Source organism: Chelatococcus sp. HY11 (genome assembly GCF_018398335.1).
GTDB lineage: Bacteria > Pseudomonadota > Alphaproteobacteria > Rhizobiales > Beijerinckiaceae > Chelatococcus.
Genome location: NZ_JAHBRX010000001.1, coordinates 3,200,943 through 3,221,739, shown reverse-complemented (window position 1 = coordinate 3,221,739; position 20,797 = coordinate 3,200,943). Strand labels below are relative to the sequence as shown.

Below are 20,797 nucleotides of genomic sequence, written 5' to 3'. Positions count from 1 at the left end.
TTGGGTGAGCCGTCGCGGTGATCAGCGGTATGCGCCGTCCACCAGATTGGCGTCGATGAAGTCGAAATTGATGTCCTCGCCGAGGCCCGGCCTGTCGGAGAGATGCACGAAACCGTCGGCGTCCATGGGATCCGAGAGGCTGTGCAGATATTCGTGGCCGTCATCGTATTCGAGGAAGGGATGAAGGAGCCCGCGCTCATACCAGCGGCAATTCTTGGCGACGGCGGTTACGATGAGATTGGCGGCGCCATTGCCGTGCACCTCGCAGTTCATGCCGAAGGCCTCGGCAAGATGCATGGATTTCAGGGCAGGTGAGATGCCGCCCACGTCATGCACTCCGGTGCGGAGAATGTCGCAGGCCTTGGCCGCGGCCCATTCAGCGCGGGTAAAATGTTTGCCGGCGGCGCTTTCCGGGCCGAGGACGGGGATATCGAGCGCTGCCGTCAGCCAAGCGTAGGAGGACTGGCTCTGCTCGTCCATCGGCTCCTCGATCCAGGCAAAGCCGAGCTTCTCCAGCCCACGACCGAGCTCGTAGGCCTCCGTCCGCGAATACCAGTGGAACGCGTCGATCATAAGATGGATGTCTGGCCCAGCGGCTTCGCGCACGGCGGCGCAGGCACGAAGATCGGCCTTGATATCCGGCGCCCACGACACCGGCGGCATCCAGGTGTGCAGCTTGATGCCCTTGTAGCCACGCTTCACCAGCGTCTCCGCGAAGCGACCGTAGTCCTCCGGCGTGGCGAGGCCCCCTTCGAGTTCGTCGCCGCACATGGTGGATCCATAAGCGGGCACCTTGTCGCGATATGCGCCGATGAGCTTATGAACCGGCAGCCCGAGCTTGCGGCCGGCAAGGTCCCACAAGGCACAGTCGACGACGGCGAGCGTCCTGTCCGTGAGCTGGGCCGCGCTACCGCGTTGCCAATGGGCCAGCTCCTGCCACAGCCTCTCGCGATCGAAGGGGTCCTGGCGAAGCAGGACGCGCTTCACGAAGGTCTCGATCAGATGCGGCCGCACGACTTCGGGCGTCGCGAAGCAGTGGCCCTCGGTGCCGTCGTCGCACGTGATGGTAAGGAGCGCCTGTCGCGCCTGATGCGGTTCACCGGGATGCGCATGGCCTGCTGAATCCTGATGGCGGCGTGTGGTGTGACGGAAAACGCGAACCTTGATGTCAACGATTTGCATCAGCAACGCCCCCCAAAGATATCCCTCAAGGATATCCATCAGCGATGCGAGGGACCGTAACAAGTTATATGACAACCGACAAGATGGGTTCCTCGCTCACGAGGCGCGCCAGGCTTGCTTGGGGCTCTTGGGGCTCTCCAAACTGTAATCTCTTTGTGCCGGCCGGCCCGGGCTGTTCGTTGTGAACGGCGTGGGCAGCGGACCATGAGGCTCGGCAACGGCGCCTCGTCGTCGCCGGGGCGACGAGGCCTCCAACACTGACATCGGCAGAACGCCACAATGCGGACGCGGCCAAGCTGGCGCGGGCCGCACCGCCGATGTCTTGGCAAACCTTGGCTCATAAGGCCGAGTCGCCATTGACGCATATCAGACCTGCGTGAGACGCCGTGCGCCGTTTCGCCCATAAATAAAAAAGCCCGGCCCTCTTTTGGAAGGCCGGGCTTGAACAAAGGTGGGAAAAAGCCTTAAGCGGCTTCGTCCTGAAGGTCTTCTTCGTCCGCATCGCCTTCCGCGTCAGCCGGTGTGGCTTTCGTGGCGCGGCGTGGAGCCTTCGCGAGCGCGTCGTCGATGAGCTTCATGGCCTCGGTCTCGGTGATCTCGTTGACCGCTGAGATTTCACGCAGAATACGATCGATCGCCGCTTCGTAGAGCTGGCGCTCGCTGTAGGACTGCTCGGGCTGGGCGTCCGAACGATAGAGATCACGGACGACTTCCGCGATGGCGATGAGATCGCCAGAGTTGATCTTCGCCTCGTACTCCTGGGCGCGACGCGACCACATCGTACGCTTGACGCGGGCGCGGCCTGTCAATGTTTCTAGGGCCTTGCCGACGAGCGGCGACTCAGCCAATTTGCGCATGCCAACGCTGGCCGCTTTCGCGGTCGGGACGCGCAGCGTCATCTTGTCTTTCTCGAAAGTGATGACGAACAACTCGAGCTTGTAGCCAGCCACCTCTTGCTCTTCGATGGCGACGATTTGTCCGACGCCATGAGCGGGATAGACGATGGATTCACCCGTCTTGAATCCCTGACGCTGGGCGGTCTTCTTGGCACTCGTCATGATAGTGATCGCCTCCTGATCGCGTTCGCTTCAGACCGAACGCTACTGTCGCAGACCGGCTTAGGCCGACCGGCACGCACGCAAAAAATTGCCATGACGTGCAAGAAACTCACACGCTGACATCAGAGCCGATAGGGAAACACGACACCCCGCGAGCTAGACGCCTGAATAGGGTCTGCCGACTGCATTCATGTCATTGCTTATTGAACCCGTAACAACAGGGCAGCAAAAGGCGCCCATGGCGTTAATCGACCATGAGGCACAGCCTAACACAAAAAACGGGGGAAATCAAAGGACTGCCGGGCTGATCGCCTCGCAAGGCAACGATCGAGCCATTAATCGTGATCAGTCGCCCTCACCGGGATTCGGTGAAAAATAGGCTTCGAGCTTATTGGGCACGCCGTCCATAGCCTTGGCGTCGGCCGGGGGCTCCCCCTTCTGGGAGATGTTCGGCCAGGTTTTGGCGTAATCCGCGTTGAGCTTCAGCCACGATTCCAGACCCGGCTCGGTATCAGGCTTGATGGCCTCGGCGGGGCATTCGGGCTCACAGACGCCGCAGTCAATGCATTCGTCAGGATGGATGACGAGCATATTCTCGCCTTCATAGAAGCAGTCCACCGGACACACTTCGACGCAATCCATATATTTGCAACGAATGCAGTTATCGGTGACGACGTAGGTCATCGACCTCTCCGCTGGCGAGCTGGCGAGGCCCGCAGCCCCTGTTTGAACGCAACACCGCAATCCGGCCACGCTTCGATGGTCGAAACGCGTCCGTGGTCTAGAGCCAATTGCAAGCCCTTACAAGAGTGGACTTGTCGCATGATCGGGCGAGGGGGCATCTATATACCAAAAAAAGATGTATTTATGCGGTATTGGTGCGATTTTCATGTAAATATGATGCGTGGCCGCCCAGGTCAACCCATCTGCCTAACGTCGCGCAAATCCCCGGCCGCCGATCCGCGATGGAGTGAGCGTTCGACGGGAGACCGATCGCGCGGGAAGGGAGATGCCGTGAGCAGACGAGACTAGTCGTCCATGTCGGCATCGAGGTCCGCGGCCGTGGCGGTGCCCCCGACTTGATCGCGATAGAGCGTCCGCGCCTCCGATGCCGGGCCACGGCGCTGCCCGAGCGCCAGAACCTCCACCACAAGGGTGGCGTGCGCCAGGGCCAGCGTCAGAATGTCGCCGGGCTTGATCAGACGGTCCGCGCCGTCGAGGCGCCGGCCGTTCAGGCGTACATGCCCACTCTCAACGAGCTTGCCGGCGAGGGTACGGCTCTTGGCCATGCGCGCATGCCATAGCCATTTGTCGATCCGTATCCGCTCGCCGGAAGCCGGCTTCACCCTTTGCGGCCCGCGCGGGCTTCAAGCTCTTCCTTGAGCGCGAGCAGCTTCGCGAAAGGCGAATTGGGATCGGGCGCCTTGTCGGCCCGCGGTTGTGGGCGATCCTGCCAGTTTCCGCTTCTGCCGCCGCGATGTCCGCCACCGCCGTCCTGACGGCCGCCTTCCTTGCCGAAAGAGCCACCGCCGCGCTTGCCGCCGCCGCTCTTACCGAAGTCACCCTTGCCGAACTCGCCTTTGCCAGAGTCACCTTTGCCGAACTCGCGCCCACCCTCGCGATTGGGGGCCTTCGCCTTCCAGTCGCGCTTCGGACGATCGCCGGCGGCATTGTCGCGCGGCTGCCGGTGCGGCTGTCCCTCGCGGGATTGCCCGTCCTGGGCGGCGGCAGTCGCCGGCTCTCCCGGGGGAGCGCGGCGGCCCTGGCCCTGGTTGCGGTCACCCGCTCGCCGGTCAGGACGACCCTCGCCCGGGGCGCGATCATTGCGCCGGCGCGATTGAGCATGGTGATTCTGGCGATGGGGACGCCACACCTCGATCATCTCGGGCTCGGCCGGCTGCTCAGGCTCGCCTTCGGCCGGCGCGGCCTCGGCCGCAACGACTTCCTCCGCCACAGGCGTGTCCCCGGTCGCGACTGGCTCAGCGACTTCTGGTTCCGCCGCCTGCGTCACGACCTCGGCGGCCACATCCACCGCGAGCACCGGCTCCGCCTCGGCGGGAGATGTCTCCACAACCGACTCGGTGACGGACTGTTCTTCGGCCACTGACACGAGAGGCGCGGCCACGGCATCGCTGGGGCTATCGGAGGCTTCGGCTTCCGCGGCAGCATCCGCTAAGTCGCCGGTCGTATCAGCCGTCACGTCGGCCGCCTGCTCCGTCTCGTCAACGGAAACCGTTGCCTCTCCGTTGCTGGCGTCAACAGCCGGAGTGGGCTCCTCCACTGTGGAAGCAGCCTCGGCTTCCGCGGCAGCATCCGCCGCCGGGCGAATGAGTTGGGGAGCCGGCACGAGCGGGACGGTGATGGCCGGGCCGGCGCGCCGGTCGACCACATATCCGAGAGATTTCAGGATCGATGAGAAGTCCTCACCGGAACAGCCGGCGAGCGAGGTCATGCCGACCGTCACCACGAAACCATCGCCATCGGCGGCGCCAGCCGGCGGTTCGCCGGGCGTCGTGCCGGGGCGATAGCCGATCGCCGGCCGTATCAGATCCGCCAGACGTTCGAGGATGTCGATACGGACGGCGCGACCGCCGCACACCCGGAAGCCGGCGGCGCGATAGAGCCCGCGCGGCACCTCGGTATCAGCCGGGAAGGACGTGCGGCCCGAGGCGGCGAGATGCGGGATCTCGTCCAGGCCCTTAACGTCGAGCCCGCCGTGCTTCAGCGCCCAGAGCTGGGCGGCGAGCCCGCGCGGGGCCGGCTTGAGCAACAGCGGCAGGTAGAGATGATAGGCGCCGAAGCGCACGCCATAGCGACGGAGCGCCGCGCGCCCGTCCTGGTCGAGGCTCTTCACGTCCTGCGCGACGCGCGCGCGTTCCAGCACGCCGAGCGCCTCGGTGATCTGGAAGGCAATGCCGCGGGCGATGCCGGGAATGTCGGCGGCTTCCTCAAGAGCGGTCAGCGGGCCGAGCAGCTTGGTGATATGCGCCTTGATCCAGGTTTGGAGGCGCGTATCCACCTTGTCGCGCGGTGGCCCGGACAGCTGTTCGTCCGCCAGCAGCCTGAAGCGCGGGGCGAGCAGCTTGTCGCCCGCCACGAGCTTGGCGACAGCCTCGCCCATCCAGCGGATGGTACCGTCATTGGCGAGCACGAAGGTATCGTCCGGCGCTTGGGAAAAGCGCTCGGCACGGGCCTCGATCTCGCCAGCCAGCGCCTTCTGGGCCGCCGCCCGCAATGCCTTGGCCTCCTGGCCATCGGCCTGGGGATCCGGGGCAAACTGAAATCCGTGCAGCCGACCGACATGCTGGCCTTCGACCAGGACGTCGCCGCTGGCGGTCACTTCCGCTTCGAGCATCGCATTCTCTCTCAAGCGCCGCATGAGTACGCTGGTCCGCCGATCAACGAACCGGCTCGCCAAACGCTCATGCAGAGCATCCGACAGTTTGTCCTCTACCTGACGGGTGGCCTCCTGCCAATGCTCAGGATCACGTAACCAGTCGGGACGGTTGGCAACAAAGGTCCAGGTGCGCACCTGCGCGATGCGGGCCGAAAGGGTATCGATATCCCCATCGGTCCTGTCCACGAGCGCGACCTGCCGACGAAACCAGTCATCCGCTATCACGCCCTGGGTCATCAACGCACGGTAAATCGTCACGATGAGATCAGCATGCGCCGCCGGCGCCACGCGCCGATAGTCCGGGATGCGGCATACTTCCCAGAGCCGGGAGACGGCTTCCTCGCCGGTCGCGAGCCGCCGGATGTCATCGTCACGGCAGGCGATGTCGAGCGCATTCACGTCGTCGGCGAGCGGCGCGCGGGTCAGCCCCTTCTCGGTCGGCAGGACTGCGAGGCTCGCCTGCAGCGCGCCGAGCGAGCGGAAATTGAGGTCGGCATTGCGCCATTGCGCCACGCGGACGGGGTCGAAGCTGTGGCTCTCCAGCGCCTCGACGAGTTCCGCCTCGAAGGGAGGACAGCGTCCGGTCGTGCCGAAGGTGCCGTCGCGCATATAGCGCCCGGCGCGTCCCGCGATCTGGCCGAACTCCGCGGGATTGAGCTGGCGAAAGCCGAAGCCGTCGAATTTCCGGTCGCCGGCGAAAGCGACATGGTTGACCTCGAGATTGAGGCCCATGCCGATGGCGTCCGTGGCGATGAGATAGTCCACCTCGCCCGATTGATAGAGCGCGACCTGCGCGTTGCGTGTGCGTGGGCTGAGCGCGCCCAGCACGACGGCGGCGCCGCCCTTCTGGCGCTTCACCAGCTCGGCGATCGTGTAGACCTCCTCCGCGGAGAAAGCGACGATGGCGGAGCGCGGCGGTAGCCGCGTGATCTTCTTCTCGCCGGTGAAGGTCAGCGTCGAGAGGCGCGGGCGCGAAACGATATTGGCGCCGGGGATGAGCGTCTCGACCAGCGGGCGCATCGTGGCCGCGCCGATGATCAGCGTCTCCGCGTAGCCGCGCCGGTTGAGGAGGCGGTCCGTAAAGATATGCCCCCGGTCGAGATCCGCCGCGAGCTGGATCTCGTCGATCGCGCAGAACGCGACGTCGAGATCGCTTGGCATCGCCTCGACGGTGGCGACCCAGTAGCGCGCGTTGGGCGGCTTGATTTTTTCCTCGCCGGTAATGAGCGCGACGGCGTCAGCGCCGACGCGTTCCACCACCCGACCGTAGACCTCGCGCGCGAGCAGCCTGAGCGGCAGCCCGATGACACCGCTGGTGTGGCCAACCATCCTTTCGATGGCGAGATGTGTCTTGCCGGTGTTGGTGGGGCCGAGAACCGCGGTTACACCGCGCGCCCGCATCTGAGGTGAGAGCGACCGTGCTGCCGTCAGGGATGAAACCATGAAACCCGATGCCGTAGAGACTGGACGGAAACGCCGTGACCGCAACTCCCGCAACGGCCCTGAACGCGATGTGGCTCGCCTTCTGTATCACATCGATACGTAAAGCGCGGCTGAATTTATGCACTGGAACGAGTCCAGAACGAATCGCGGCCGAATCGCTGACTCCTACAGAATCAGGTTTCGTTCTCACACGAGATATGGTGGTCGCCGCTTTGAATAGACACAAGTGAAATACAGCGATCGCGTCGCGATCGACTGGAACGATTCGGGAAACAACGCAGCCGCGGCTCACACACGTGCCGGAATGCTTTGAGCGCCCATGTGGGATTGGTGCGGGAAACTCGGTGTCATCCCGGAAGCCGGCTGAACTCGGGTGTTGCCGAGTTCGCCATCTTGGATCAACAAGTCGGGTCTACCCGATTTGTATGCCGCTGTCCGGAATCCAGAAACGGGCCGATTCAGCACTAATGACGCCTTGTGCAAAGGCAGATGGCCACTCACGAACCGTATCGGCTCTGGATCCCGGGCCCGAGCTTACGCTCGTCCCGGGATGACCGCGCGTGTCATTCCTAAATGTCGATTCAGCCTAAAGTCGGGGAACGTGTTCCCGCGGCTCAGTTCCGCGCGCGTACCGGCATCTGCGGACCATCGCCGTTCACATTCACGCGGGTCGCTTCGATGACGGTCGTGCCAAGCGGAGTGCGTACTGAAATGCGGTATGGGATGAAAACCCGGTCATCGCCCACAGGCATCAACCAGGCTTCCATATCCTTGTTGTTTTCCATGAATTTGGTGGCCGTCCGATCGGCCCGATGGCCGGAGATGGGCATATATCGCGCCCGGCATACGGATACGGGGCCGGAGTAGGTGGGACTGCGTACGGTCTCCTGACGAGCGTAGGACAACTTCACATCAAAGCGCGTGGCGCCGTCGAAGACGGGAATCGTGCGGTTGCAGGCCGCCTCGCTCGACGCGTTCCTGGAAGACGCCGGCATCAGCAGGGCTGAAAGCGGGTCGACCACGCCGCGCTTGTTCTGCTCGGTAACCGGTATGCGGTCCGGTCTTGGTTCGATCGGCGGCTTGATCTCGACGGCCTGCACGCTGCCGCCGGCCAAGGCCATGCGGACGGTTATCGACTTTTCGGAATTCGCCGTCGTCACGGCGAAGGTCGTGGGGAGGATGCGATCGCCGGAGATGCTGCCGGTAGACGTGGCCGCCCCCTTGCCCCCGGTGATGACGCCGGCCAGGCCCGTGAGCTGTGACCAGACATCGAGCTTGTACTGGTCTTTGAGGACATCGGCCTTGATGGCGGCAACGCCGATCTTCAGGCCGAGCAGGGAGATGTCGTAGTTGGCCTCAATCGACGCGGCGCTCGCGGGCAAAGGCGCGAGCGCCAAAAGCCCGAACATGGCTCGCCCGGGCAGAGCCCGGCGAAAGCCGCTCGCCGCGTAGCCAGCCTTGCTTTTCAAACGCCGGATCATACTGTTGCACTCTCCATCGCGCGGCGCCCGGGATCCCGCGATCTCACAAGTCGGCACGGACCACGAGCCGAATCGCTCACTTTTATCGGATGAAAATCCGTTTGAATCGTGACGCATCTTGCGTCCGATCGCAACGAAATCGCGCAGGATCCTTGACGGTGCCCGATCACATCTACTATACACGCGCAACTTTCATTCAGACATCGGCGCCTCTTGGCCCGACTGAGGTCGGAACAAGCTGCTGTTAGCTCTGCCAGAGTGCACCAACAAAGTTAAGGACTAAGCGTCATGGCGCGCCGCTGCGAACTCACGGGTAAGGCCGTTCTGTCCGGTCATCTCGTGAGCCACTCCAATCGCAAGACCAAGCGGAAGTTTCTTCCGAATCTGGTCAATGTGACCCTTCAGTCGGAAGCGCTGAGCCGTGGCGTCAAGCTGCGCATCTCGGCTGCGGCCTTGCGCTCGGTTGAGCATCGCGGTGGGCTCGATGCCTTCCTCGCGAAGGCGCCGGAGACGGACCTGGCGCAGAACCTGCGCGTCCTGAAGCGCGAAATCGCCAAGAAGCAGACGGAAGCGGTTGCCAGCTAAGGCTGGAAAGCTTCTTAGCCTCTAGGCTTTGCTGCAAGATGATCGCGCTGACGTCGTCGGCGCGATTTTTGCTATTTGCGTCGGGATCCGGCTGTGACGGGTCTTGATGTCGAAAGGGTGGTTCGGGCCGATGAATACGCCGATGAACACTTCGCGCACAGTCGCAGGTCTTGTATCGCAGCTGTGGCTGCCGGTTGCCGCGATGGCAGCTGTCGTCGTTCTGTCCAACGTCGCGGTGCAATATCCGTTCACCCCCTTCGGCCTCGCCGACTATCTCACTTGGGGCGCCTTCACCTATCCCGTGTCTTTCCTGATCACCGATCTCACCAATCGGCGCTACGGGCCGAAGCTCGCGCGCCGGCTGGTGATCGTGGGCTTCATCATCGCAGTCATCGCGTCCATCGCTGCGGCCAGCCCGCGCATCGCGATCGCCTCGGGCACGGCCTTCCTGGTCGGCCAGCTTCTCGACATCTCGGTGTTCAACAATTTGCGGCGCCTGGCCTGGTGGCGCGCCCCCCTGATCGGCAGCCTCGTGGGCTCCGCGATCGATACGGCGCTCTTCTTCACGCTCGCCTTCGCCGGTGACATCACGGATGTGGCGACCTACGGCTTTGCCGGCTTTGCGGTGACCGCGCCTGTCTGGGTGGCCTGGGCGGTCAGCGATTTCGTCGTCAAGGTGGCGATGGCGCTGCTGATGCTGCTGCCTTACGGCGCGCTGCTCAACGTCGTGCTGCCGGCCGAACGGTTCCAGCGCAGCGCGAGCTGATACATTCTTGGGTTGATGCGGCACGGTGTCTGACCGGCTGCCTTTTTATGAGGCGCCGCTCTGCGTTAGAGCTTCTGATGAATACGGAACCGCCGTGTCATTCCGGGGCGGGCCGAATGGCCCGAGCCCGGAACCCATGAACACGACGATCAATCGGGAGAGGACACAGTCGGACGCGTCTTCTTGTCAGACACCGTGTTCATGGATTCCGGGCTCCTCGCTGATGCGAGGCCCGGAATGACGGCGCCTCTCCATCCAAAACGAGATGCTCAAGCCCATCGTCTCGGCGAGCCTGCCAAGCTCTTCCGCCCGTCTGGTAAAAACCCGGCAATCCCCCAGCGGCGCTGTCCGCCTATTGCGCCTTCACTGGCGGCGCGATCGATGCGGTCTCCGGCGGAAGCAGGGCGAATTCCAGCAGCAGGGTGCGCTGGAACATCGAGAAATTGTCGTCGGAGATCAGCGTTAGGATGGTTTCGCCGGCGGCGTTCCGGTGCGCGGCCAGCCCTTCCATGTTGTCGATCTTGGCGGCGAGATCCGCGGTCAAGAGAATTTCGCCATCGACCAGGGCACCGGGATGCAGCGCGGTGCGATCGATGAGGCGCAGGCGCATGGCGAGGCTGAAGGGCGGCACGTAGCGGCGCTCCAGCAGCACAAGGTCGCCGCCCGGCAGAAATGCCATGTCGGTGATCGCAAAACCATCGTGACGGGCGACGCTGAAGCTGCCCTTCCGTGCGCCGGTGAGGATGAATCCGTCCGGACCTCCGGCGCGCGGTGGCTCCTCCGCGATGGTCACCACGGCACCCGCGACGGGGCTTCCGGGGGGCGCGACACCAATCGATTCAAGGCCTCGGTTCCTGCCGAGCGCCTTCACCTCGCGTGGAACGGGCACGACTTTGGCCGGGCCGCGCGGTCCCTCCGGCCCCCAATCGAAGCGAAGCACCTCATGCGTGCGTTCGATGGAGACATAGGCCACAGGGCCTGCCATCGCGAGGCCTTCGGTATCGTAGGAGCGCGTGGAAGCGAGTGGCCGGCCGGTTGGCGAGGGGAGCGGGCCCATGACCGCGCGGTCGAGGCCGACCATCCGCCCACCGGCCTCCGCGACATCGGCACTCAGCCAATAGCCCTTGTCGGAAATCGCTGTGAGACGCCGTCCGTCGGGCGATCGCGCCAGGCCGGAAAAGCCACCGAAGGCCGGGTGAGGGGATCGCAACTGCAAGCCGCCACGGAATTCCAGGCGGCCGAAGCGTTTGCGATCCGGACCGCTGACGGTGAAGGCCGGGATTGCCGTCGCGCTGATCGCGATCGGCTCAGGCCCCTTCGCGAGCACCTCGGACAGCGCCGCGCCCTGCGGCACGGCGACCGCGACTGCCAACATGGCGAGACCGATCCGCAGGGAGCGGTTCGTCGCCAGCCATGCGGGCAATCGTAGTTGCATGGCTTGCGATCAGGCGTAGGCCGAGCGGCGTGGACGCACACCGGCTCCGCGCTTCGGAGCGGGCTTCTCCTCGAAGAGCTCGGCCAGCTTTTCCGTCATGACGCCACCGAGTTCCTCGGCGTCGACAAGCGTGACGGCGCGCCGATAATAACGCGTGACGTCGTGGCCGATGCCGATGGCGATGAGCTCCACGGGCGAGCGCTCCTCGATCTCGGCGATGACGTGCCGGAGATGCCGCTCCAGATAGTTGCCGGGGTTGACGGACAGCGTGGAGTCGTCAACCGGGGCGCCATCCGAGATCACCATCAGGATGCGCCGCTGCTCCGGGCGGCCGAGAAGGCGCTTGTGCGCCCAATCCAGCGCTTCGCCGTCGATATTCTCTTTGAGCAGACCCTCGCGCATCATCAGGCCAAGATTGCGCCGGACCCGCCGCCATGGCGCGTCGGCCGACTTGTAGATGATGTGGCGCAGGTCGTTCAGGCGTCCCGGATTGACGGGCTTGCCGTTCTGCAGCCAGGATTCGCGCGACTGTCCGCCCTTCCAGGCGCGCGTCGTGAAGCCGAGGATCTCGACCTTGACGCCGCAGCGCTCCAAAGTGCGCGCCAGCACGTCCGCGCAGGTGGCGGCAACCGTGATCGGCCGCCCGCGCATGGAGCCGGAATTATCGATCAGCAGTGAGACGACCGTGTCCTTGAAGTCGGTGTCCTTCTCGCGCTTGAACGACAGCGGCTGGAAGGGGTCAGTCACCACCCGCGACAAGCGGGCGGGATCGAGCATGCCCTCTTCCAGATCGAACTCCCATGAGCGGCTCTGCTGCGCGAGCAGGCGCCGCTGGAGGCGGTTCGCCAAACGGGCGACCACGCCCTGGAGGTTGTCCAGCTGCTTGTCGAGATAGGAGCGCAACCGCGCCAATTCTTCCGGATCACACAGGTCCTCGGCCGCGATCACCTCATCGAACTGGTTCGTGTAAACGCGATAATCCGGGCCACGCGGCTCATTGTGACGGGGTGGCGGCGGGCGCCAGGCCTCGTCGGCGTCGTCTTCGTCGAAGGCGTCGCTGTCGTCAGGCACCTCGCCCTGCGGCGCTTCCGCCGTCTCGCTGGTGCCGTCCTCCATCTCGTCGCTGGCTTCGTCCGTGAGCTCGATGTCGCCCTGCTCGGCGCTGGCATCCTCCTGGGATTCGCCCTCGCCTTGCTCCTGTTTGTCGCCTTCTTCCTGGCTGTCGTCGGATTCGTCCTGTTCGCCCTCGCTCTCGGCGTCGTCGGCCATGTCGAGATGCGTCAGGAGGTCACGGATCCCGCGTGCAAAGCTCCGCTGATTCTCGATGGCGCCGAGCAGGCTGTCGAGATCCTTGCCGGCCTTCGCCTCGATGACGTCCCGCCAGAGATCGACGATCCCCTGGGCCGCGGCCGGGGGCGCGCGGCCGGTCAGGCGCTCGCGCACCAGCAGGGCGATTGCATCCTCGATGGGCGCATCGTCACGATCGGTGATGCCTTGGAGGTTCGCGCGCTGGAAGCGCTCCTCCAGCACGGCGGTCAGGTTGTCACCGACCCCCGTCATCCGGCGCGCGCCGATCGCCTCCACACGCGCCTGCTCCACCGCATCGAAGACGGCGCGCGCGGCCGCGCCCTGCGGCGCCAGCTTGCGATGCGTCACATCGTTGTGGCAGGCGAGCCGCAGCGCCATGGCATCGGCCTGGCCCCGCAGCAGGGCAACGTCGTGGGGCGACATCCGCCTGGGCGGCTCGCTCAGGCGCGCCCGGCCGGGCGTCAGGGCCGGCTTGTCCGCCGAGAAGGCGACCTCAAGCTCCGGCTGCCGCGCGATGGCGCGCAATGTCGTCGCCACCGCTTGCTTCAGCGGCTCGGTCGGCGCCTCCTTGGGCGAGGACGGCTTGCGATTGGAAATGGACATGGGTCTCCTGCCACCGGCCGATCAGGGGATCGGCCGCGACGGCTCCATCATCAGCTCAGGGCGACGTTCACAGTCGATTCCGGCAGCTCCTTGCCAAAGCAGCGCTGGTAGAACTCGGCCACCAGCGAGCGTTCGAGTTCATCGCACTTGTTGAGGAAGGTCAGCCGGAAGGCGAAAGCGATGTCATTGAAGATATCCGCATTTTCCGCCCAGGTGATCACCGTGCGCGGCGACATCACCGTCGACAGGTCGCCGTTGATGAAGGCGTTGCGGGTCATATCCGCCACGCGCACCATCTTGCTCACGGTGTCGCGGCCGGCCGCGTCGCGATAGTGCGGCGACTTGGCCACCACGATGTCGACCTCGCGGTCATGCGGCAGATAGTTCAGCGTCGCCACGATCGACCAGCGGTCCATCTGGCCCTGGTTGATCTGCTGCGTGCCGTGGTAGAGGCCGGAGGTGTCGCCAAGGCCCACCGTGTTGGCGGTGGCGAACAGCCGGAAGGCCGGATGCGGGCGGATGACGCGGTTCTGGTCGAGCAGCGTCAGGCGGCCCGAGACCTCAAGCACGCGCTGGATCACGAACATCACGTCCGGGCGGCCGGCGTCATATTCGTCGAACACGAGCGCGATATTGTTCTGCAACGCCCAGGGCAGCATGCCATCACGGAACTCGGTGACCTGCATGCCGTCCTTCACCACGATCGCGTCCTTGCCGACGAGATCGACGCGGCTGACGTGGCTGTCGAGGTTGACGCGCACGCACGGCCAGTTGAGGCGCGCGGCGACCTGTTCGATATGGGTCGACTTGCCCGTGCCGTGATAGCCCGTGATCATCACGCGTCGGTTGCGGGCAAATCCGGCGAGGATAGCGAGGGTGGTGTCCCGATCGAACAGATAGTCCGGGTCGAGGTCGGGTACATGCTCGTCAGGCTCGGAATAGGCGGGCACTTCGAGATCGGTATCGATGCCGAACACCTTTTGCACGGACAGCTTCATGTCCGGGATGCCTGACTTGTTCTCACTCGTCGCTTGCATAGGTCCTCTCACTCCGTCGCGGCAAGCTCATGCCGCTCGTGGGGCGATTCACATAAGTTCTCACGCCGCTGATGCGATATCGCGCCACGATAACCATGGATTGCCGTCAGGTCTCTGCCAGCACCTCTCCACAGCCGGGGGCCATGGGAGGGGTGGGCGTACAGCGACCCTCAAAACGAGATACAGGGCCGCGTGCAAACAGGCAAATGGGGGAGCGCGTCGCATGGCGAAAATAAGCCGCGGCAGAAGCGCCCGCCAGGGGCCGCAGACGCATCGTCATTCCCGGAAAAGCCCTGTTCAGCACAATCCAAGCGCCTTCAAAGTGTTGTAGGCGCGGATAATGGCTTGCAGCCGCTCCTCGAAGGCGCGGTCCCCGCCATTCGCGTCAGGGTGAAAACGCTTCACCAGCAACTTGTAGCGAGCCTTGATCGTGACCGCGTCCACCCCTTCGTCGAGGCCAAGCGTGTCGAGCGCCTGCAGCGCGGGCTTGGAGAGCTTCGGCTTGGCTTCTTCCTGGCGCGCCGCCTGGTTGAACGCCCGCGCGCCGAAGACGCCAAACGGATCCTCCACATTGGCTCCGGCCGCCTTGCCGTTCTCACCGGCCGAACGCGTGGCGCCGCGCGCTGCCGCGTTCATGCCCATCGTCCAGGTAGGGCGGTGGCCGAGGACGGCGTCTTTCTGGAAAGCGGCCACGGCATCATCGCTCATGCCGTTGAAATAATTGTAGGACTGATTGTAGGCGCGCACGTGCTCCAGGCAGAAGCGCCAGTATTCGTTCTCGTGTCCGCGTCCCTTTGGCGCGCGATGGTCGCCCGGCTTGTCGCAACCGGGATGCTCGCACGTATGGGTTGCCGCTGCCGTCGGCTTGCTGGCCGTCGACTTCACCCGGATGCGATCGAAGAGGCGCGAATTCAGATTCATGACCATCAGATTATGTTTGCGCGAACAGCATGGACAAGTGGTTTAAAGACACGGCAGCCCCGCCATAAACTCGACCCTGGCCTTGGCTGGAGCCTCAACCGCGGGGTTTGATCCGCGGACTGAGGCATTCGCACCCGATGGCGACGACCCGCACGGAGCCGCGTCCCTTGCAGCTTCCCCTCGGGCTATCCTCGGACTACGAACGTGTGACCCACTTCGCGAGAAGGAGCCCCCATGGTCCGCGCCGACAGGATCAGTGCCAAGCTAACCGCCGGTCTCAAGCCGCTCGCACTGAGCGTCATCGACGAGTCGCACCAGCATGCCGGACATGGCGGCTGGCGTGAAGGCGGAGAAACACATTACCGCATCACTATCGTCGCGGATGCTTTTACAGGCAAGTCACGCCTGGACAGGCACAGACTCGTCAACGCGCTTCTCAAGGATGAGTTCGACGATGGCCTGCACGCTCTCGCGATAGAAGCGGCAGCGCCTGGCGAGGCTGTGCGTGGCATTTGACTGTCATATTCTGCCCCGATGATGAGGCATGAGCAGCTAATATGGTGGCGTTCTTGGCGATCTGGTAACTTTTCTCGTGGGAAACTATGGGCCTTGCCCGGAACCTGCCGTATTATACGGCTAGCAGTCGCCCCGTTCGGGCGGCTGGCCTCGATGTTAAGCGTCGAGAAACGTTGACCGTTATCCGCTGCGTGTGACTGCAGGATCGTGTGAGTGCGTGCGGGACATTGCCGGCCTCCCGGGGAGGGTGGCATCCTGTGCCCCTTGATTAAGGTTGGATAATGACGAATGTGATCTCTCGTTGGGCGGTTGCCTCTCTCGTCGCCGTGGGGGGCACCGGCATTTCGATAGCATCCATCGCGCCGGCGAGCGCCAATCCGACCTTGGTCGTTGATGTCGCCAGCGGGCGTGTGCTTCAGTCCTCGCAAGCCTCCGATCTCTGGTATCCGGCTTCGCTCACGAAGCTGATGACGACCTATCTCGTTTTCCAGGAGATCAAGGCAGGCCGGCTCGGCCTCGAGACGCCGCTCAAGGTGTCCGCACGCGCGGCCGCGGAAAAGCCGTCGAAGATCGGCGTCCGGCCGGGATCCGAGATCACCGTCGACAACGCGCTCAAGATGATGCTCGTGAAGTCGGCGAACGACATTGCCGTGGTTCTGGCCGAAGGCGTCAGCGGTTCCGTCGAGGCGTTCGTTGCCCGCATGAACCAGACCGCCCAGTCGATCGGGATGTACGACAGCTATTTCGCGAACCCCAATGGCATGCCGGACGACCGCGCCCGCACGAGCGCGCGCGACCTTGCGGTGCTCGCCCGCTCGTTGATTGTCGATTTCGCCCCCTATCGCGGCTATTTCGAAATCGGCTCCATCCAGCTCGGCAAGCGGACGTTCCAGAACACCAACGGCCTCGTCGGACGCTATCCCGGGTCCACCGGCATGAAGACCGGCTTTGTCTGCGCGTCCGGGTTCAATGTGGTGGCCACAGCCCAGCAGGGCAATCGTGAGCTTCTCACCGTGGTGCTTGGAGCGCCCTCTGCCGTGCAGCGCACGATTCAGGCCGCCGAATTGTTTGATGCCGGCTTTTCGCAATGGAGCGGGAGCGGGCAATCCGTCGACAGCTTGCCGCGCGCGGCGCAAACGGCGCCTGTCAATCTCTACAACGAGATCTGCGGCAAGAATCGCGCGCCCTATCTCGTTGACGATGATAATGCGGCGCCCGTCAGTGCCTCCGCCAGCGATGGCGGTAGTCTCGCGAGCTTCTTCTCCAGCGGGCAGCGTGTGAATGGTGCCGCCGCCGTGCGCGGATCCTCGCCGAACCGTTTGGCTCCGCGTGAGAAATTCGTCCCGCTCGCGGTTTTCGTTGGCCGCACGCCGGGTGCGGAGCCGGACCCGGCCGCCGCCGTGGCGGAAGCGGCGAAGGCGAAGTCGGCCAAAACCACCAAGCAGGCGGCGAAAACCAACGCCACGGGGCGCAAGCAGATCGAGATCAGCCGTTCCGGCAAGGGTGTGCCCGCCGCAAGCGCCACCGCCTTTGCGCCGGTCGAGCAGCCGGGTGGCAGCGCTTCGGGCGCCCTCCAGAAAGCCATCAAGCCCGCCAAGAAGACCGCGCCGGCTGACAAGGCTGCCACGACCAAGGCCACCACCAAGACGACATCGGCCAAAGCCGCAGCGCCAACGCCTCGCCCGGCTGCCAAGGCTGAGCCCACCGCGAAAGGCACGGCAAAGAACAAGCCGTTGAGCCTGAATTCGGGCAAGGATTAAGCGCGACAGCGGATATCGGGCATGCGCAAAGCGCATGTTCTGCTGGAAGTGATATAATGTTACATAAAGGGCGGGGCGCTGATGTCTCGCCCTTTTTTTGTTGTGTTTGCCTGATGGCCCCCCATGTCCATCGTGCGCTGCGCTGTAAGATCCGCTGAGGAAAGTGACAGATGACCTTGCCAGAGGAACCGCGCCGGGCGCCGCGCCCGAAGGGGCCGATACCCGCGATACCGCTGACGATCCTCACCGGCTTCCTCGGAGCGGGGAAGACGAGCCTTCTCAACGCTCTGCTGCGAGAGCCGGATCTGGCAGACACCGTCGTCATCATCAATGAATTCGGTGAGATCGGCCTCGATCATCTTCTCGTCGAGAAGGCCGACGAGGGCATGGTGACCCTGGCCTCGGGATGCCTGTGCTGCACGATCCGCGGCGATCTCATTTCCACCCTGGAGGATCTGCTGCGCCGCCGCGACAACGGCCGCATCATGACCTTCCGTCGCGTGGTCATCGAGACCACGGGTCTGGCAGACCCGGCCCCCGTGCTGCACACGGTTCTCTATCACCCCTATCTCGCCAAGAGGTTTGCGATCGACGGCGTGATCACCGTCGTCGATGCGGTGAACGGCGCGGCGACGCTCGATGCCCATATCGAGGCGCTGAAGCAGGCGGCTGTCGCCGACCGCCTTGTCATCAGCAAGGCGGATCTGCCGGAAGCGAGCCGGGAAGGCCTCTCGGTGCTGAAGCATCGCCTTCAGGCACTCAACCCGGCCGCGCCCATCCTCGACATCGCCCGTGGCGAGGCCACGCCTGCCGCCCTGCTCGGGATCGGGCTCTACGACATCGATGGCAAGATCGCCGATGTGCGCGCCTGGCTGCAGGCCGAGGCGTTCGATGGCGAGAATGGTGCTCAGCATGGCGATCACCACGCCCATGATCACCACGCCCATGATCATGAACATGGCCATGAGCACGCGCACAGCCACCACGGTCACGGCCACAGGGACCATCATCACGACGTGAATCGTCATGACGCGCGCATCCGCGCGTTCTGCCTGACCAGCGCGCGGCCGATCACCGCCCATAATCTCGATCTGTTCCTTGATCTCCTGCGCGCCTCCCACGGCCCCAATCTGCTGCGGGTCAAGGGCCTCGTCGCGCTTGCCGATGATCCCGACCACCCGATGGTCATCCATGGCGTGCAGCACGTCTTCCACCAGCCCATTCGGCTGGAGAGATGGCCGGATGGCGACCACCGCAGCCGTCTGGTCTTCATCCTGCGCGATCTCGATGAGAGCTTCGTGTCGCGTTTGTGGAACGCCTTCCTCGGCGAACCCTCGATCGACGCTCCCGACGCCGCGGCCCTGACGGCCAATCCCCTGGCACTCGGCGGTGGGCGGTAGGCGAAGGCCGAACGCGTTGAATCGCTGAAACTCCCCCATCATGGCCGGGCTCGCTCCGGCCATGATGCCGACGAGCCCAGAATTTGTCAGGCGACATCTCTCATCGCCTTGCGATCGCCTGGGGCGTATGATTTCGGCACAGCGCCCGAATGTCCCAACGGCCCATCGGTCGGCCCCCAAAGCGGGCCGATGATGAACCTCGATCCATCGCGTCGCGGCATGGAGCGGAATGGGCCGCACCGGGATCGCCGGCCTGACGCTCGCTCCGCGCCGCATCCCGATTTGGAAACAGTAATAAATACAAATGCTTCTTTAGGTGCGCCGTCGACCGTGCCACAAACTGTAACCCGCGACTTCCTGTTTCAGTAACCGCGCCGTGCGATGAAGATGCCGGGTTGGCATCGGTAGGGCTTTATTGTCATCCACTCCGGTCTATCCTATGGCACAAGACTTGTGCTGCCTGACCACAAAACCCCGATCCGTCGGGGAGTTGTCCTCTTCCGGGACAAGGCAGGTCGAGCAGGGTGGGATTCGGAATGTCCGACGTCTTTCCGTCCGTAGTTGCCGAACACGCAACAACTGGACCCGTTTTGCGGACCTCCACCGCAGAGCGCATCCGGCTCGTCCCGATGCCCGGGCCGCATCCTGTCCCGATCGCCGTCGACGCGCCGCTCACGGTCGAGCAGCGCCTGCTTCGCAACATGGGGGAATACGAGGAAGCCTGGGCCGATCTCGCAAGCCGGACGCTCGAAGAAAACCCATTCTATACGCCGGCGTTCGCCGGTCCGGCCGTGCAACATCTGCCGGACGGTCGCCATGTGACAGCGATCCTTGTATGGGGCGGGCCGGCGGAACAGCGCGTGCTCGTCGGCTTCTTTCCCGTGATCCTGCCTCGTTCAGGTGTGCTGCCCGCGGCGGCGCGCCTTTGGCAGCCGCCGTTGATGGCCTTTGGCGTGCCGCTGGTCGATCGTGATCATGCGCAGGGTGTCATCGCGTCCTTCCTTGATCATCTGGGCCGCCGCGGCATGCGCGGGACCGGCGTGCTGTTCCAGCTCCTGGCGGAGGAGGGGCCCTTCGCGGTCGCGCTACGTGCGGTGATCGGCGAGACGGATCGTCAGATGCGGGTTTTCGCCCGCCATCGCCGTGCCATCCTGCCGGCATCCAGCAGCCCGGGCAGTTTCGTGACGCTCCAGTCTGCCCGTAAGCGCAAGGAACTGCGTCGCCAGCTGCGCCGGCTCGAGGATCTCGGCACGGTCAGTTTCACCCGCGCCTGCACGCCGCTCGAGGTGCGAGACGCGGTCGAGCGTTTCCTCGCGATCGAGGCGTCCGGCTGGAAGGCGAGGGCCGGCACGGCCATCCTCCAGCAAACCGGGGACGTTGCATTCCTGCGCACCATGACCCGCCGGATGGCGCATGAGGGACGCTGCGAGGTGCATGTCCTGAACGTCGGTCAGCGCGCTATCGCTGCCGGCATCGTCCTGAGAAGCGGGGACGAGGCCTTTTTCTGGAAGATTGCCTATGACGAGGCCTTTGCTCGCTTCTCGCCCGGGGTGCAGCTGACGCTCGCGCTCAGCCACGCGCAGCTGGACGATCGGACGATCGCCTACACCGATTCCTGCGCGATCGCCAACCATCCGATGATCGATCATCTCTGGCACGGACGCCTGACCATCTCCGATGTCCTTGTGGGAGCCCGTCCTGGCTCCTCACTCGCCGTGCGTTTTCTCGCGATGCATGAGGAGGGACGCCGCAAGCTGCGGGTGACGGCCAAGGTCGCGCGCCAGCGCGTTGCCGGCTGGCTGGCTCGCCGCGGCTAGAGACGGACCGATCTCAGTGGATCGCTGAGATCCGGTGTTGGTCCCCGGCAGCCCGCGCGTCGGCGTGTTGGTGTTGCTGTATCTTAAA

General features: G+C 64.3%; 16 protein-coding genes. 6 read left to right on the top strand and 10 right to left on the bottom strand.

The features are described 5' to 3' along the window. Nucleotides 1-21 precede the first annotated feature (21 nt). The 6 genes from KIO74_RS14725 to KIO74_RS14700 form a co-directional block, all read right to left on the bottom strand. Entirely contained in the window at nucleotides 22-1,182 is a 1,161-nt protein-coding gene (locus KIO74_RS14725; protein ID WP_213332596.1) for a mandelate racemase family protein, read from the bottom strand. A 464-nt stretch (nucleotides 1,183-1,646) separates the two neighbouring features. After that, nucleotides 1,647-2,240, bottom strand: coding sequence for a CarD family transcriptional regulator (locus KIO74_RS14720; RefSeq protein ID WP_213332595.1), 594 nt, complete (start codon nucleotides 2,238-2,240; stop codon nucleotides 1,647-1,649). Nucleotides 2,241-2,585: 345 nt separating this feature from the next. After that, the gene (gene fdxA, locus KIO74_RS14715) at nucleotides 2,586-2,924 is read right to left on the bottom strand and encodes a ferredoxin FdxA (protein ID WP_213332594.1); all 339 of its coding nucleotides are present in this window, start codon (nucleotides 2,922-2,924) and stop codon (nucleotides 2,586-2,588) included. A gap of 344 nt (nucleotides 2,925-3,268) precedes the next feature. Then, the gene (locus KIO74_RS14710) at nucleotides 3,269-3,586 is read right to left on the bottom strand and encodes an RNA-binding S4 domain-containing protein (RefSeq protein ID WP_291979745.1); all 318 of its coding nucleotides are present in this window, start codon (nucleotides 3,584-3,586) and stop codon (nucleotides 3,269-3,271) included. Next, complete coding sequence (locus tag KIO74_RS14705) at nucleotides 3,583-7,080, bottom strand: helicase-related protein (RefSeq protein WP_249730994.1); 3,498 nt, start codon at nucleotides 7,078-7,080, stop codon at nucleotides 3,583-3,585. The genes KIO74_RS14710 and KIO74_RS14705 overlap by 4 nt, the downstream gene beginning before the upstream one ends. A 614-nt stretch (nucleotides 7,081-7,694) precedes the next feature. Beyond that, nucleotides 7,695-8,561 carry a DUF3108 domain-containing protein gene (locus tag KIO74_RS14700; protein ID WP_213332592.1) on the bottom strand — a complete coding sequence of 289 codons (867 nt, stop codon included), beginning with the start codon at nucleotides 8,559-8,561 and terminating at the stop codon, nucleotides 7,695-7,697. A 288-nt stretch (nucleotides 8,562-8,849) separates the two neighbouring features. On the opposite strand from KIO74_RS14700, the gene rpmB reads away from it, so the two are divergent. Together rpmB and KIO74_RS14690 are read left to right on the top strand one after the other, a co-directional pair. Beyond that, nucleotides 8,850-9,146 carry a 50S ribosomal protein L28 gene (rpmB, locus tag KIO74_RS14695; protein ID WP_213332591.1) on the top strand — a complete coding sequence of 99 codons (297 nt, stop codon included), beginning with the start codon at nucleotides 8,850-8,852 and terminating at the stop codon, nucleotides 9,144-9,146. A 142-nt stretch (nucleotides 9,147-9,288) separates the two neighbouring features. Beyond that, the gene (locus tag KIO74_RS14690; RefSeq protein ID WP_213332590.1) at nucleotides 9,289-9,912 is read left to right on the top strand and encodes a queuosine precursor transporter; all 624 of its coding nucleotides are present in this window, start codon (nucleotides 9,289-9,291) and stop codon (nucleotides 9,910-9,912) included. Nucleotides 9,913-10,264: 352 nt separating this feature from the next. Here the strand turns inward: KIO74_RS14690 and KIO74_RS14685 are convergent, their stop codons facing one another. The 4 genes from KIO74_RS14685 to KIO74_RS14670 form a co-directional block, all read right to left on the bottom strand. After that, nucleotides 10,265-11,347 (bottom strand): esterase-like activity of phytase family protein, encoded by a 1,083-nt coding sequence (locus KIO74_RS14685; protein ID WP_249730993.1) that lies wholly within the window; start codon nucleotides 11,345-11,347, stop codon nucleotides 10,265-10,267. 9 nt (nucleotides 11,348-11,356) lie between these two features. Beyond that, entirely contained in the window at nucleotides 11,357-13,258 is a 1,902-nt protein-coding gene (cobT, locus tag KIO74_RS14680) for a cobaltochelatase subunit CobT (RefSeq protein WP_213332589.1), read from the bottom strand. Nucleotides 13,259-13,308: 50 nt separating this feature from the next. Then, on the bottom strand, nucleotides 13,309-14,295 hold the full coding sequence (cobS, locus tag KIO74_RS14675; protein WP_213332588.1) for a cobaltochelatase subunit CobS: 987 nt from the start codon (nucleotides 14,293-14,295) through the stop codon (nucleotides 13,309-13,311). Nucleotides 14,296-14,592: 297 nt separating this feature from the next. Continuing rightward, nucleotides 14,593-15,216 carry a J domain-containing protein gene (locus tag KIO74_RS14670; RefSeq protein WP_213335290.1) on the bottom strand — a complete coding sequence of 208 codons (624 nt, stop codon included), beginning with the start codon at nucleotides 15,214-15,216 and terminating at the stop codon, nucleotides 14,593-14,595. Between the two features lie 234 nt (nucleotides 15,217-15,450). Between KIO74_RS14670 and KIO74_RS14665 the strand changes: the two genes are divergently transcribed. The 4 genes from KIO74_RS14665 (at nucleotide 15,451) to KIO74_RS14650 (ending at nucleotide 20,709) form a co-directional block, all read left to right on the top strand. Then, nucleotides 15,451-15,732 (top strand): BolA family protein, encoded by a 282-nt coding sequence (locus KIO74_RS14665; protein WP_213332587.1) that lies wholly within the window; start codon nucleotides 15,451-15,453, stop codon nucleotides 15,730-15,732. A 281-nt stretch (nucleotides 15,733-16,013) separates the two neighbouring features. Further along, nucleotides 16,014-17,492, top strand: coding sequence for a D-alanyl-D-alanine carboxypeptidase family protein (locus KIO74_RS14660; RefSeq protein ID WP_213332586.1), 1,479 nt, complete (start codon nucleotides 16,014-16,016; stop codon nucleotides 17,490-17,492). A gap of 170 nt (nucleotides 17,493-17,662) precedes the next feature. Next, nucleotides 17,663-18,892: a CobW family GTP-binding protein gene (locus KIO74_RS14655; protein ID WP_213332585.1), complete on the top strand. Its 1,230-nt coding sequence runs from the start codon at nucleotides 17,663-17,665 to the stop codon at nucleotides 18,890-18,892. 536 nt (nucleotides 18,893-19,428) lie between these two features. After that, entirely contained in the window at nucleotides 19,429-20,709 is a 1,281-nt protein-coding gene (locus tag KIO74_RS14650; RefSeq protein ID WP_213332584.1) for a GNAT family N-acetyltransferase, read from the top strand. Nucleotides 20,710-20,797 lie beyond the last annotated feature (88 nt).